The following is a 13,421-nucleotide window of genomic DNA, read 5'->3' on the forward strand; positions in this document are numbered from 1 at the left end:
GATGTCAGGGCCGGGTCAGCCGGTCAGCGCGCGCGTGCCGCAACGGCGTTCGGTGTCGGCGACGAACTCGGGGAAGGGCAGGCCGAGGTGACGCCGGTCGTAGACGGCCACCAGTTCCCGCAGCTGCGCGTCGGCCCGCTTGGCCAGCTCGTCCTGCCCGTCCTCGGCCAGCAGCAGCCCGGTGTTGAGGAAGGCCAGCATCAGCTGCGGCAGCTCCGCCACCCACCGGCGCAGCAGCCCGAGCAGCGGGCGCAGCCCCTCCTCGCCCTGCGCGCGGCGCTGCCTGGTGGCGTCCACGATGCGCTGGGCCAGGAACGGCAGGCGTTCCTTGCGGTCGCTGACCTCGGCGCTGACCTCGCTCCACACCGTCCACAGCTCCTCAAGGCGCGGGTCGGCCAGCCGGTACTCCCGGCGCGCCTGGCGCAGCACCTCCCTGGCCACCCCGGAGACGCCGGTCAGCTCCGGCGGCAGCGGGTCGGCCACCTTGTCGTACATCTCGGTGCCGCGCAAGGCGATCGCCCTGCTGAAGAAGGAGAACGGGTTCTCGCTGACCGCGATGTCGGCGGCGATGATGAACTCCAGGTTCTGCCACAGCTCGTCCACCGTGGTGCCCGGTTCGATCATGATCCAGCCGGGTTCCAGCTCGATCTTCTCCTGTTTGAACATGCGGGCGGCGTCGAAGTTGTAGTCCACCGTGGTGCCCTTGCGGAAGCGTTTCATCATGCCGGGCGCGCCGGTTTCCAGGCCCAGCAAGGCCGAGGTCATCCCGGCGCGGCGCAGGGTGCGCAGCGCCTCGCGGTCGATCAGGCCGGTGTCCACCCGGAACTCGCAGTGGAAGGAGATGCGGATGTCGCGGCGCAGCAGCTCCTCGGCGAAGCCGATGGCGTGGTGGTAGCCCTCGGTGAAGGCGCCGCCGAAGTTGTCGTCGTTGAACCACAGGAACCGGGTGCCGAACTCCCGTTGCAGGAACTCGATCTCATCCACCACGTCCTCCGGCGGCCGCACCCGCCAGGCGTTGCCGGAGACCCCGGGAGCCCTTGGCACGTAACAGAAGGTGCACTTGGCGTGGCAGCCCCGGCTGGTGTAGGTGGAGGCCACCGGGGTGCGGATGCCTGCCGCGCGGTGGCGGCGCAGCATGTCCCTGGCCGGCCAGGGCTCCTCGGTGAGCACCGGCAGCTTCGGCGGCCCGCTGGCCCGCACCCGGCCGTCGCGCCAGAAGTACACACCGGGCACCTGCTGCCAGTCCCGCCCGGCGGCCAGGCTGTCCATCAGTCCCGCCGCGGTCAGCTCGCCCTCGCCGAAGGCCACGCAGTCCGCCTCCGGGATCAGCTCGGCGATCAGCTGGGCGTTGTAGGTGCAGAAGGCGCCGCCGATGGCCACGAACACCGAGGGGTCGGCCGCGCGCACGCAGCGCAGCAGCCGCACGGCGTCCACGATGTGCAGGTCGTACATGATGCTGATGCCCACGAACACCGGGCGTTCCCGGCGGATGAGGTCGGTGATCATCTCATCGCTCGGGTTGCGCCCGTGCAGGTTCAGCGCGGTCACCGAGTAGCCGCGGTGGCGCAGGTGCCCGGCGATGCAGGCCACGCCCAGGTTCTCCCGGACCTTCTCGTAGAACAGCCGCATGGCCGGGTCCAGGCGCAGGTACTCCTCGTCGTTGATCAGCACGTTCTGGTTGTTGACACTGGAGAACCCGGTCAGGATCTCCCGTGGTGTCAGCAGGACCGCGTCCGCCATGCTCGCTCCCTTCCCGGTTCAGGCCACGCCATGGCTGTCCTCTGTGGACTCCGGTGGCGCGGTGAGGACCATGGCCGCGCTGCTGCCGCCGTAGCCGAAGTTGCTGACCAGCACCGAGCGCACCGGCCGCCGTTCGGACCGCTGGAGCACCCGCACCCGCTGCGCGGCCAGCGCGCGGTCCAGGCCAGGGGTGCCGGGCACGGTGCCCTCGCCGATCGCGCGCACCGCGGCGGCCAGCGCCGGGAACGCCGAGGCGTGCAGCAGGTGCCCGGCGGCGCCCTTGTGCGAGCTGAGCGGAACCCCTTGCCAGCCGAGCTGTTCCCCGACGGTCTCCAGCGCGAGCAGCTCCGCCGCGTCGCCCTGCCTGGTGCCGGGCGCGTGCCCGTGCACGTAGTCCACGGTGGCCAGTCCGGCCATGGCGAGCGCGGACCGGACGCACTGGGCGCCGACCTCGCTGTGCAGCCGCCGCCGTCCCGCGCCGCCGACCCGGCAGGCGATTCCGGCCAGCACCGCGACCGGGGTGTGCCCGCGGGCCGCGGCGTGCTCGGCGGTCTCCAGCACCGCGACCCCCGCGCCCTCGCCGATGGTGAGCCCGGCGCGGTCCAGGTCGTAGGGCCGGGCGGGCCTGCTGCTGGAGGTGCGCACGGCCTCCATGGCGGCGCAGTCGTAGCGGTTGAGCGAGGACACCCCGGTGACCACGGCGACGTCGGCGAGCCCGCAGCGCAGCCACTCCCTGGCCATGGCCAGGCTGAAGGTCCCCGAGGCGCAGGCGTGCGCGAGCACCGCCGCGGTCCCGCTCGGCCCGACCACCCCGTCCCCGCGCCACCCGGGTTCCAGCGCGATCTCCCGCACGTGCTCGGGCGTGCCGGCCCCGGCCAGGTCCGGCACCACGCCCACGGTGGTCAGCAGCGCCCGCTCGGGCAGCAGGGACAGCCCGGCTCCGGCCAGGGCCTCGCGCAGCGCCAGGTCGAGCAGCACCCGCCGCCGCGGCACCCCGGGTGGGGCGGTCACGGTGGTCTGCCCGACCACCTTGCTGCGCAACCGAATCGGGTCGAACCGGGTCAGCGGCACCAGCGCGCGCTCTCCGGTGACCAGCCCGCGCCAGAACCGCGCCACGCCGTTGCCGTACCCGGTGACCAGCCCGAGTCCGGAGATCACCACGGCGGACCCGGTGGCGCGCGCGGTATCTGCGGTGACCGGTCCCCGCAGCAGGCGGAGCAGCACGCTGCCGGGTGCGGTGTCCTCGGCGGGCGGCTCGGGCACCGGGCGGCCGCCGGGACTGACCAGGGTGGCCACCACGAGGTAGGCCCCGTGCCGGGCGTCGTGGGTGATCTCGCAGACCGCCATGGCCCGGTGCCAGCCGGTGGACACCGCGGCCCTGGCCCAGCGCAGTGCCTGGCAGGTGGCGGTGCGCTGGTTGATCAGCACGTAGGTCGGCCCGTCCCAGGTACTCGTCTCGGCGAACTCCTGGACCAGGTGCGCGGGTTCCGGCGAGATCGCCTCCAGCGGCCGCAGCTTGCGGCCCTCGTGCTCGGCCTCCTCGCAGCGGTTGACGAAGGCCGCGGTGGCCCGCGCGCCGTAGTCCGGGGCCGCCAGCACCACCGGCAGCCCGGCCAGCAGCGCCGGGGGGAGGGGATCCAGCAGCGCGCCGAGCACGGCCGAGACCACGCCCGGCACGGTGCCGGCGGTGACCCCGCCCGGGGTGCCCAGCAGCGCCGGGTTGGTGGAGCCCTGGACGAGGGGGCCGAACCCCGCCGCGCTCACCGGACCGGGGGCGCGGCGGAGGGCTCACCGGTCTTCTGCGCGAGGATGTACTCGGCCAGGCCGTCGATGTTGAACAGGGTCTCCTCGGTGAGCTCCTCGTCCTCGAAGACCACGTCGAAGCGTTCCTCCAGCACCAGCAGGTACTCCAGGGCGTCCAGCGAGCTGAACCCGTAGCGCTCCACCAGGCTCACCTCGGCCAGCTCCTGATCGGTCACCGGGGGCAGCGGGGTGCGCGTCATCTGCGCGGCCAGCTCGTGCAGCTCCCTGATGAGTTCGGCCTGATCCATTCGTGTCCTCCTCGATGCGGTGGCTGGTCACCCCGTGACCGCGTGGAACCGTTGCGCCAGCTGCCCTTCGGTCAACCCCCGGTAGGCGTCCATCCGGTAGAAGTGCTGGGGGTCGGCGCCGAAGCCGGTGGGGTAGTAGAAGTCGGTGGTGCACGGCTCGGGCTCGCCGCGCTCACCCCTGCGCAGCGCGGCCACCAGCGCGGGCACGTCCCAGCCGAAGGACTGCCCGGCCCGCAGGAACCAGTCCCGGCCGTACCGGCGCACCACCGGCAGGTCCTCGGCCGGGTCGCCCTCGGGCCCGCAGCGGATCGGCTGGCACAGCAGGTCGAACCGGAACACTTCCTCCACTGTGGACAGTGCATGGGCCGGCAGCAGCGGGCGCACCGCCGCCTGCCACCAAGCGCGCAGCACCTCCTGGGTCAGCAGCGGCCACACTGCCGCGTCCACCAGGTCACCTCGGGCGCCGGCCGCGGCCTCGCGCAGCCGGGCCACCTCCTGGTCCTGCGCGGTCTGCACCCAGTCGGCGAAGCCCAGCACCACCTGGGACTGCGGGATGCCGGCCAGCTCGCGCAGCGCGGTCCACACGCCGTGCAGCAGCCTGCCCCTGGCCAGCACCCGGTTCCAGCACAGGAACCGGCCCATCCGCTCGTTGTCGGCCATGGTCATGGTGTCGTGGGCCAGCACGTACTCGAAGTCGTCCTGCTCGCCGCGCACGGTCACCAGCCCGTACTGCTCCCGCTTGTCGTGGTAGCCGGTGTTGGGCAGCACCATCAGCTGGTGCACCGCGACGAACGGGGTGTGCCGCGCGGCCCGGTCGTACCCCGCCAGGAAGGTCTGCACGGTCTCGCCGGGCGCGCCCCAGATCAGCTCCAGGTAGACGTTCATCTCCCGTTCGGTGAGCCAGCCGACCAGGTCCTCCCACTCGTTGAGCCGCATGTTGCGCCGCCGCATCCGGGACAGGGTGGCCTCGTCCATGGTCTGCAGCGCCAGGATGAACGAGTTCTGCATCCCGGCCTCGCGCAGCTTGGCCATGATGCGGAAGAACCCGGCCGACTTGTTCTTGGCCCAGGAGGTCTCCAGGCTCCGCGGGTAGCCGTAGCGGGCGCGCACCGCCAGCAGGTCGTCCAGGAAGTCCTCGTCGGCGGGCAGCATGCCGAAGTTGGAGTCGCACAGCACGAGCGCGGGCGCGCGGTGCCTGCCCAGCAGCTCCAGCTCGGCCCGCAGCCGTTCCCGGGAGAAGGAGCGCATCTTCTGCCCGGTCGCGCCGCCCCAGTAGCAGAAGGAGCACTTGTACGGACAGCCGCGGTTGGTCTCCAGCAGCGCGTAGCCGTAGGGGAACTCGCCGCGGGCGCCGGTCAGCGGGATGGCGCCGGAGAGGATCGGCGAGGGCAGCGAGTCCAGGTCCTCGATGCGCGGCCGCTCCTCGGTGGTGACCAGCGCGCCGCCGGTTTCCCGGAAGGAGATGCCGCGCACGCCGTGCAGTTCCTGAGGGGTGCCGCCGTCGAGGTAGGCGTGCAGCAGCTCGGGGAACACCGGCTCGCCCTCGCCGTTGACCACGACGTCGACCTGGGGGAACAGCCGGAACACCCGCTCGGCCTGGTGCGCGACGTGGTTTCCGCCGAAGATGACCCAGCCCCGGGGGTTGAGCTGTTTGAACGTCTCGGCCAGCGCGCCGAACGCGCGGTGGTTCCAGCCGAGCACCGAAAAGCACAGGATGTCCGGGAAACCGTCCTGGAAAAGTTCTCTGGCCATCCGGTTCGAGCCCACGTCACCGGCATAGTTGTGAATGGTGACGTCCATTCGCGCGTTAATGCGCGCATCCGCGTCCGCGCAGGCCTTGAGGTATCCCATTGCCAACGGCATCGAGGCATGTGAATTTGTCCAGACACCTTGCTGGACAAGTGACACCCGGGTCTTCACGCACGCTCCTCGCCCGCAATTGGCACGGCTCGGCATTCTCGCCAATGTAGCGCACAACCGGTGGCTCGACTACCGTCGCGAAATGTCGCTGGGTAAATCGGGGCACCTTGGGCCGATCGCATTACATTTGCTTTGCGGGTCGTTGGGTCCGGCTGCGGCAGCTACGCTGAGCGAATGACCGAATTACCGGATGCGTGGCGGCCCATCGCGCTGCCCCATACGGAGGTCACCGCCACCGGAATGTCTTTCCTGGGCCGTCCGGTCGAACCACCCGTAGCCGATCCGGACCTACTGGCCCGCTGCGACGGCAGCCGGGCACTCCGCGAGTTCTCCTCGGCGGAACAGGACCTGCTGCGGCACGGCCACCGCGCCGGGCTGCTCGTGCTGGCCCCGCCACCCCGGCCCCGCGCGGGCGAGGCTCCCGTGGTGGTCTCCCCGCACCCGGATGACGCCGTGCTCGCCCTCGGCGGCCTGCTGGCCGCGCGCGGCGGCCGGGTGCTCGACGTGTTCAGCGTGGAGACCTGGACCAGCCGCCCCTACTACGCGGCCCGCCCCGAGCTGACCACCCGGCTGCTGGTGGCCGAGGAGCTGGTGGCCTGCCGGGTGCTGGCCGCCGAGCCCGAACTGCTGGGCTTCCTCGACGCCGCCGACCGGCCTGAACGCGCGGCGGGCTTCCTGGCGCCGGACCCGGTGGCCGGGCACACCGGGGAGCCGGAGCTGTTCGCGGCGCTGACCGCCAGGTTGGCCAAGGAGCTCGCCGGGTGCGCCGAGGTGTACCTGCCGCTGGCGGTCGGCGGGCACGTCGACCACCTGGCCTGCCGAGAGGCCGTGCTGGCCCTGGCCGCCAGGGGAGCGTTGCGTAACAGTCGCCTCCACTTCTACGAAGACCAGCCGTACTCGCTGTTCACCTCGGCGGGCGAGCTGAGCGCGGCACTGGCCCCACGGTTGCGCGCGGCCGGGCTGGACCGGCTCCAGTCGCGACTGCTGCCGATGGACGCCATCGCCGGGCAGGCCAAACAGGAGGCGCTGAAGGCCTACCGCATCCAGGTGCGCGCGGGCATCCGGCGGCGGGTGGCGCGGTACGGCCGGGCACTGGGCGGGCCGGGCGCGGCCGCCGAACGGGTGTGGAGCTGAGCAGGAGGGAACCAGATGTACGTGTTGGCCGGAACACTGGCCGCGGCGGACCTCGCCGTGGTCACCGACGCGTGTGCCGAGCTGGGCCTCGCGGTGCACCACGACGATCACGAGGTGGCCGACGACGTCATGCTGTGCGCCCTGCACCGCACCGGGGGCGAGGCGGTCGAGCCCTCCCCGGCCGAGGTGCGGCGGCGCGGCGGCTACCCGATCGCGGTGCTGGACTCCGTCTCGGCCACCGGCGTGCTCGGCGCGCTCACCGAGGGCTACGCGTTCGCGCTGGCCACGCCGTTGCGGCGGCCCCGGGTAGTGGCGGCACTGGGCTACCTCAAGTCGGTGGCCCCGCCGGAGCCCGCGCAGCGGCTGACCCTGGCGCCCGGTCTGCTGCGCTCCCCGTCCCGGCAGACGCCGGTGACCGCGGCCGAGGCCGGGCTGCTGCGGGCGCTGGCGAACAAGCCCGGGCAGATCGTCTCCCGCACGGAGCTGGCCGGGGCCGCGGGCGACGAGGACGTGAACGCGGTGGTCTCGGTGCTGCGGCGGAAGCTGGCCGACATCGACTCCGGCGCGAAGATCCTCAAGGTGCCACACCTGGGGTTCCGGCTGGTCGGCACGGTCGAGGACACCCGGTAGCCGGATGCGCGTGCTCGTGATCACCGGCGCCCCCGGCGCCGGCAAGACCCAGGTGGCCCAGCGGCTGGCCGCCTGCTTCCTGGTGCCGGTGGCGGTGCTGGACTGCGATCCGTTCGTGCACCCGTGGGAGTCCGGCGAACCCCTGCACCGGCTGATGGCGGCCGAGCTGGCCGCGCGCATCCCCGCCTATGCGGAGTGGGGCGCGCGGGTGATCGTGGTGCACGGGGTGATCCTGGCCGGCGGGCGCACCTATGAGCCGGTGATGGCCGCGCTGTGGTCGCTGGGCACCACACCCGTGGTGTACGGGCTGCGCGCCGGACCGGAGGTGCTCGCCGACCGGATCCGGCAGGACCAGGCCGCCCCGCACCTGGTCGACGGGCGGCTCGCGCTGACCCACCTGGACGAGGACGTGCCCGAGGTGCCCGGGGCCCGCCTCATCGACACCGCGCACCGCGACGCGGAGGCCGTGGTCGCCGAGATCGCCCGCCAGGAGTCAGCCGACCTGGGACCCGGCTGGCTCCTGGGCCAAACACCCCGCGAAAAGCCCCGCCCGTAACCCGCACGCGTGTTGGCCGTTGTCGTACACAGTGTTGGCCGAACTGGTACGTCATTCGGCCAACACCCTGTACGACAACGGCCAACACGCCGTACGACAACGGCCAACACGCCGGGGGCAGGACGGCCTGGAACTCAGCTGTAGCGGCCTATCGTCAGGCCGCCGTCGCCGGGCCGCAGGGAGAGCACGCAGGGGTGGTAGTGGGTGGCTCCGATGCTCTGCACGTACGCGCGGTACTCGCGGCCGAGGTCCCCGGCCAGGTTGCCCTGCTCGTCGCGTTCGGCGAAGGCGGGCCAGCGCGGCGGCGTCGGCGGCTTGAGCAGCATCCGCGCGGACAGGCCGAGTCCGGGCAGCTCATCGGCCAGTTGCGCCGCGCAGAACGGGCCGCGCTGGTCGCCGAAGGAGGCGAACTGCACCAGCGCCTCACCCCGCTCGGTCAGCAGCTCCGGCAGCTGGCGCACGATGGCCCACACGAAGTCCAGCCCGTCCGGGCCGCCCTCCCCGGCCAGCCAGCCCAGCGCGCCCCGGCGCAACGGCAGGAACGGCGGGTTGGAGATCACCAGGTCGAACCGCTCGCCCAGGTCCAGGGCCGCCATGTCGGCCTGCCGCACGGCCACCCGGTCGGCCAGGCCGTTGAGGGCGGCGTTGAAGGTGGTCGCGGCCAGGCACTCCGGGTTGATGTCCACCGCGAGCGCCCGCGCGCCGTTGCGGGCCGCGGTCATGGCCAGCGCGCCGGTGCCGCAGCCCAGGTCCAGCGCGGTCCGGGCGGTGCGCCGGGCGGCCACCAGGCGGCAGAGCGTGCTGGTGTCGGTGCCCACCCACGGCGCGTACGAGCCGACCTCCCGGCCGGCCGCGCGCCAGGCCGCCAGCAGCGTCAGGCCCTCCAGCCGGACCAGCGCGTAGTCGGCCGAGAGCAGGCCCGACCCGACGGAGACGATCTTGGCGTGGCTCAGCAGCGCCAGCAGCGGCGCGGGCAGCGACCCCTCCGGCACCTGCCGTCCCAGCACGAACAGCGCGGCCAGCGCCTGCTCCTCCGGCAGTCCGGCGACCGCGCGCAGGTACTCCGGGTGGCGCCAGGGCGCGAGGTCGCCGAAGCGGGCGCCGGCCATGACCAGCAGGTCGTGCTGGGGCAACCGGGTCAGCCTGGCCGCGTCCGCCCGCTCGTAGTCAGTGGGGCCCAGTCCGTCCACCGAGATCATCACGCGCTCCCGAACACTGGTGCGAACGTCGACTTCAGCTCCCGCAGCCGGGCGAGGGCCCTGGGACCCGCGTACGGCGCGCAGCGGGTGATCTCCTCATCGGAGATGTGGTCCAGCAGGTACAGGTTGACCACGTCGATCGGCCCGGTGCAGCTGCGGCAGTAGGGGAACCGCGGCCGCGGCTGCATGAACATCTCGTAGTGCTGGTGCTTGCCGAACTGCTCGTGGATCAGCTGCGGCTCGGCGGTCACGTTGCCCATCGGCTTGAGCCAGGCGTAGGGACAGCAGGACACATCGCCCTGCCCGAACAGCTGGACCATGGTCGCGGTGGCGTAGCAGCGCAGGGTGCGCACGCCGGTGCGCAGCTGGTTGCCGATGTGCTCGACGAAGGCCCGCGGCGGCAGCACCGGCGCCAGCTCGTCGTAGCGGGCCAGCAGCTCGGCGAAGTGGTCGCCCAGCGGCGGGGCCAGGTTGTCCTTGGCCTCCCCGCGCACCGGGAAGAAGTACAGCATCGCGCCGGAGCCGTAGCGCTGGAGCAGGAACTCGGCGAAGGCGGCCTGCCCGGTCACGTTGACGTTGCTGAGCACCGACTGCACCTCGACCGGGATGCCGCGTTCGACCGCGCCGTCCAGGCCACGCATGATCACCTCGAACAGCCGGTGCTGCTTCGGCGGCAGCCGGTGGGCGTTCATCGCCAGGGTGTGCCCGTCCAGGGACAGGCAGAGCTGGCAGTTGCCCAGCGCGGCCAGCGCGTCCAGCCGGGCGTCGGTGAGGAAGACGCCGTTGGTGATTACCTGGACAACCTCGTACTTCTTACTGCATTCGGCGACAAACTCGGTGGAGCCTTTCAGCCAGAAGAACTCACCACCGGAGAGCCGCATGATCGGGCTGTCCACCTGCTCGTGATAGGCGTCCAGGATCCGGTGCCAGTCTGCCCGCCGGTCCGTGGTGAGCCGGAACTTGGCATCCGGCACGTTCATCAGCAGGTTGAAGTCCTCGGTCAGGCAGTACGAGCACCGCATCTGGCACAGCTGCTCCTCGATGACCATGTCGTTCATGAGCAGCCGCAGCCGATTGTGCTCGTCCCGGTTCGCGAACATCGCCGCGCGGTAGTCGTCCTTGAGAGACACGCCGTACCCCATGATTCGTGAGGCATTCCGGCCCATTCGGTTGCCGAGCCTAGGAGGGCCGTCAGCAGACGGTCAATACGCCATACGATACCGGCGGAAAGCACACTGTAGAACTCGGCTGGCAATTCCTGGACCGGGTCGGAACCGGTCGGTAAACTCGCGAATCTCGACCGTCCCCATTTTCCTGCGGGTAAGGACACGCGTATGCTCGCGCTCGGTCTCGGTGGTTCCAATCACGACTTCTCCGCCGCCCTGGTGCACGAGGGCGGGATCAGCGTCGCCATCGAGGAGGAGCGGCTGGCCCGCCGCAAGTACGCCGTCGGCGTCAACTCGCTGGCCAACCGGGGCTGGCGGTACTGCCTGGACACCCACGGCGCCCGGCTGGCCGAGGTCGACGTCATCGTCGCCGACGACACCCTGCTGCCCACCTGCTACTTCCAGTTCCGCGGCCGCACCCAGCTGATCCGCCACCACCTCGCGCACGCCGCCAGCGCCTTCTACCCCTCCCCGTTCCCGGAGGCGGCGATCCTGGTGGCCGACGGCGCGGGCAGCATGGTCGACGGGCACGGGGTGGAGACGCTGACCCTCGGCGTGGGGCACGGGACCGGCATCCACGAGCTGTCCAAGGTCTACGGCACCGAGTGGACCACCGACGGCAGGCACGCCGACCGGGTGTACCAGGCCGGGGACAGCAACCACTCCCTCGGCTTCCTGTACAAGGCGGTCAGCCACGCCATCGGCTTCACCCTGTACGAGGAGGGCCCCTGGTACCTCACCGAGGACGGCAAGACCATGGGCCTGGCCCCCTACGGCGGCGACCGCTACCTGGCGCGGTTCCGCCGGCACCTGGAGCTGCTGCCGGAGGGCCGCTTCGCCTTGCACCTCAAGGGTTCCGACGGCCTGCTGGAGTTCCTGGAACACGCGCTGGACGGCCTGGAGGGGGAGGAGCGCTTCGCCAGGGCCGCGGACCTGGCGTGGGCGGCCCAGGAGACCCTGGAGACCGCGCTGCTGCACGCGGCGCGCTGGCTGCAACGGGAGACCGGCCTGACCCGGCTGGCACTGGCCGGCGGGGTGGCGCTGAACTCGGTGGCCAACGGGAAACTGTTGCGGCACACGCCGTTCACCGAGGTCTTCGCCCAGCCCGCCGCCGGGGACAACGGCTGTGCGATCGGCTGCGCCTACTACGGCTACCACCAGCTCGTCGACCGCCCCCGCCCGCGCGGCCCCCGGCCACAGACCCACACCTACCTCGGCCGCACCCACACCGACGAGGAGCTGCAAGCCGCGCTGGCGGCGGCCGAACTGCCCTACCGCAAGGTCGAGCACCCGGCCCGGCTGGCCGCGGCCCTGCTGCCCCGCGGCGCGCTGCTCGGCTGGTTCACCGGCGGCTCGGAGTTCGGTCCGCGCGCGCTGGGCCACCGCAGCATCCTGGCCGACCCCCGGCGGCCTGAGATGAAGGACATCCTCAACAGCAAGGTCAAGCACCGGGAGTCCTTCCGCCCCTTCGCCCCCGCGGTGCTGGCCGAGCGCTGCGCGGAGTACTTCGAGCTGGACATCGAGTCGCCGTTCATGCTGATCGTGGCGCCGGTCCGGGAGCACCGCCGGGCGGAGGTGCCCGCGATCACCCACGTGGACGGCACCGCCCGCGTGCAGACGGTGACCCGTGAGGCCAACGGGTCCTTCTACGAACTGGTGGCCCGCTTCGGTGAGCTGACCGGGGTGCCGGTGGTGCTCAACACCTCCTTCAACGACCGGGGCGAGCCGATCGTGGAGACCCCGGAGCAGGCGCTGGCCTTCTTCGGTCCGAGCAAGCTGGACTACCTGTTCCTGGAGGACTACCTGGTGGCGCACAGCGAGCCGGAGCTGGACACTGCCCTGGCGGGGACCGCCGGGTGACGCGGTACGAGCCGTGGCGCGGGCTGGCGCTGTGGGGCCAGGAGGAGGAAACCGCCGCGCTGGAGGTGCTGCGCTCCCGTTCGCTGTTCCGCTACTACGGGCCGGAGTTGTTGCACCGCACCGATTCTTTCGAACGCGAGCTGGCGGAGCTGCTGGAGGTGCCGCACACCGTCGCGGTCTCCTCGGGCACCGCCGCACTGGCCTGCGCGCTGATCGGCCTTGGCATCCCGGAGGGCGCGGAAGTGATCATGCCCGCGGTCACCTTCGTCGCCTGCGCCAACGCCGTGGTCTGGGCCAGGGGAGTGCCGGTCTTCGCCGAGGTCGACGACACGCTCACCCTGGACCCGGTGGCGCTGGCGGAGAAGGTCAGCGACCGCACCTGGGGCGTGCTGCCGGTGCACCTCAACAACGCCGCCGCCGACCTGGACCCCATCCTCGCGGTGGCCCGGCGGCATGACCTGGTCGTGCTGGAGGACGCCGCACAGGCCGCCGGGGTCCGTTACCGGGGCCGCCGGGCCGGGTCCCTGGGCGACGCGGGCGCGTTCAGCTTCCAGCTGGAGAAGAACATCACCGCGGGCGAGGGCGGCGCGGTCAGCGTGCGGGATCCGTTGGCGCACCAGCGGATCGTGCGCTACCAGGACCAGGGCGGCCAGTTCACCACCGCACGGGGCGAGTCCCGCGCGCAGGCGGCCGAACCCTTCCTCGGCGTGAACCTGCGCATGACGGAACTGACCGCGGCCCTGCTCCGCGTGCAACTGGGCCGCCTGGACCCGATGCTGGCGCACCTGCGCTCGGTGGCCGCCGAGGTCCGCGCCGCACTGCCCGAGCTGCACTGGCGGCGACTGCCGGATGAAGAGGGCTCCGGCGGCGACCTGACCTTCTTCCTCGGCTCCCGCCTGGAAGCCCGCGACCGGGTGGCCGCCCTGACCGCGGACGGCATTCCCGCGCACACCCTCTACCAAGGGCAGCCGGTGTACAGCAGTCCCGCGATCCGGGCCGGGCGCACCCCCTGGGGCACGCGGTGGGGCACTCCTGCCCGCTGCCGGGACAGCGAGGGCCTGCTGGGCCGTTCGGTGACGATCAGCCTGGGCGCCACCATGACCGCGGCGGACGTGCGCGCGGTGATCACCGCCCTGCGCGGCTGAACCGGCCCGGCACCCCGGAG

11 protein-coding genes are annotated in these 13,421 nt (G+C 72.1%); 5 read left to right on the top strand and 6 right to left on the bottom strand.

The window, feature by feature from the left end:
* Positions 1-15 precede the first annotated feature (15 nt).
* Genes N8J89_RS19800 through N8J89_RS19815 form a run of 4 tightly spaced genes read right to left on the bottom strand, consistent with a single transcriptional unit; the run spans position 16 to position 5,747 of the window.
* Positions 16-1,740 carry a B12-binding domain-containing radical SAM protein gene (locus N8J89_RS19800; RefSeq protein ID WP_283665858.1) on the bottom strand — a complete coding sequence of 575 codons (1,725 nt, stop codon included), beginning with the start codon at positions 1,738-1,740 and terminating at the stop codon, positions 16-18.
* An 18-nt stretch (positions 1,741-1,758) separates the two neighbouring features.
* The gene (locus N8J89_RS19805) at positions 1,759-3,504 is read right to left on the bottom strand and encodes a beta-ketoacyl synthase N-terminal-like domain-containing protein (RefSeq protein ID WP_283665859.1); all 1,746 of its coding nucleotides are present in this window, start codon (positions 3,502-3,504) and stop codon (positions 1,759-1,761) included.
* On the bottom strand, positions 3,501-3,791 hold the full coding sequence (locus N8J89_RS19810) for an acyl carrier protein (protein WP_283665860.1): 291 nt from the start codon (positions 3,789-3,791) through the stop codon (positions 3,501-3,503). Before N8J89_RS19810 ends, N8J89_RS19805 begins: the two co-directional genes overlap by 4 nt.
* Positions 3,792-3,818: 27 nt before the next feature.
* The gene (locus N8J89_RS19815) at positions 3,819-5,747 is read right to left on the bottom strand and encodes a KedN5 family methylcobalamin-dependent radical SAM C-methyltransferase (protein ID WP_283665861.1); all 1,929 of its coding nucleotides are present in this window, start codon (positions 5,745-5,747) and stop codon (positions 3,819-3,821) included.
* Positions 5,748-5,885: 138 nt separating this feature from the next.
* Between N8J89_RS19815 and N8J89_RS19820 the strand changes: the two genes are divergently transcribed.
* The 3 genes from N8J89_RS19820 to N8J89_RS19830 are packed head-to-tail and all read left to right on the top strand — an operon-like array spanning position 5,886 to position 8,031.
* The gene (locus N8J89_RS19820) at positions 5,886-6,845 is read left to right on the top strand and encodes a PIG-L deacetylase family protein (protein ID WP_283665862.1); all 960 of its coding nucleotides are present in this window, start codon (positions 5,886-5,888) and stop codon (positions 6,843-6,845) included.
* A gap of 15 nt (positions 6,846-6,860) precedes the next feature.
* Positions 6,861-7,475, top strand: coding sequence for a winged helix-turn-helix domain-containing protein (locus N8J89_RS19825; RefSeq protein ID WP_283665863.1), 615 nt, complete (start codon positions 6,861-6,863; stop codon positions 7,473-7,475).
* 4 nt (positions 7,476-7,479) lie between these two features.
* Positions 7,480-8,031 (top strand): nucleoside/nucleotide kinase family protein, encoded by a 552-nt coding sequence (locus N8J89_RS19830; protein WP_283665864.1) that lies wholly within the window; start codon positions 7,480-7,482, stop codon positions 8,029-8,031.
* A gap of 134 nt (positions 8,032-8,165) precedes the next feature.
* Here the strand turns inward: N8J89_RS19830 and N8J89_RS19835 are convergent, their stop codons facing one another.
* On the bottom strand, positions 8,166-9,230 hold the full coding sequence (locus tag N8J89_RS19835; protein ID WP_283665865.1) for a methyltransferase: 1,065 nt from the start codon (positions 9,228-9,230) through the stop codon (positions 8,166-8,168).
* On the bottom strand, positions 9,230-10,360 hold the full coding sequence (locus N8J89_RS19840; protein ID WP_283665866.1) for a radical SAM protein: 1,131 nt from the start codon (positions 10,358-10,360) through the stop codon (positions 9,230-9,232). Before N8J89_RS19840 ends, N8J89_RS19835 begins: the two co-directional genes overlap by 1 nt.
* Positions 10,361-10,564: 204 nt before the next feature.
* Here N8J89_RS19840 and N8J89_RS19845 point away from each other — a divergent pair, with 204 nt between their 5' ends.
* Positions 10,565-12,256, top strand: a complete 1,692-nt coding sequence (locus N8J89_RS19845; protein ID WP_283665867.1) for a carbamoyltransferase family protein — start codon at positions 10,565-10,567, stop codon at positions 12,254-12,256.
* Positions 12,253-13,401: a DegT/DnrJ/EryC1/StrS family aminotransferase gene (locus tag N8J89_RS19850; protein ID WP_283665868.1), complete on the top strand. Its 1,149-nt coding sequence runs from the start codon at positions 12,253-12,255 to the stop codon at positions 13,399-13,401. The genes N8J89_RS19845 and N8J89_RS19850 overlap by 4 nt, the downstream gene beginning before the upstream one ends.
* Positions 13,402-13,421: the final 20 nt, after the last annotated feature.

The sequence above is a fragment of the Crossiella sp. CA-258035 genome (assembly GCF_030064675.1).
GTDB lineage: Bacteria > Actinomycetota > Actinomycetes > Mycobacteriales > Pseudonocardiaceae > Crossiella.

Bases quoted from the DNA above. Each gene is read 5' to 3' on its own strand.
- N8J89_RS19800 (WP_283665858.1), bottom strand. From the start codon at position 1,740: ATGGCGGACGCGGTCCTGCTGACACCACGGGAGATCCTGACCGGGTTC.
- N8J89_RS19810 (WP_283665860.1), bottom strand. From the start codon at position 3,791: ATGGATCAGGCCGAACTCATCAGGGAGCTGCACGAGCTGGCCGCGCAG.
- N8J89_RS19815 (WP_283665861.1), bottom strand. From the start codon at position 5,747: ATGCCGAGCCGTGCCAATTGCGGGCGAGGAGCGTGCGTGAAGACCCGG.
- N8J89_RS19820 (WP_283665862.1), top strand. From the start codon at position 5,886: ATGACCGAATTACCGGATGCGTGGCGGCCCATCGCGCTGCCCCATACG.
- N8J89_RS19825 (WP_283665863.1), top strand. From the start codon at position 6,861: ATGTACGTGTTGGCCGGAACACTGGCCGCGGCGGACCTCGCCGTGGTC.
- N8J89_RS19830 (WP_283665864.1), top strand. From the start codon at position 7,480: ATGCGCGTGCTCGTGATCACCGGCGCCCCCGGCGCCGGCAAGACCCAG.
- N8J89_RS19835 (WP_283665865.1), bottom strand. From the start codon at position 9,230: ATGATCTCGGTGGACGGACTGGGCCCCACTGACTACGAGCGGGCGGAC.
- N8J89_RS19845 (WP_283665867.1), top strand. From the start codon at position 10,565: ATGCTCGCGCTCGGTCTCGGTGGTTCCAATCACGACTTCTCCGCCGCC.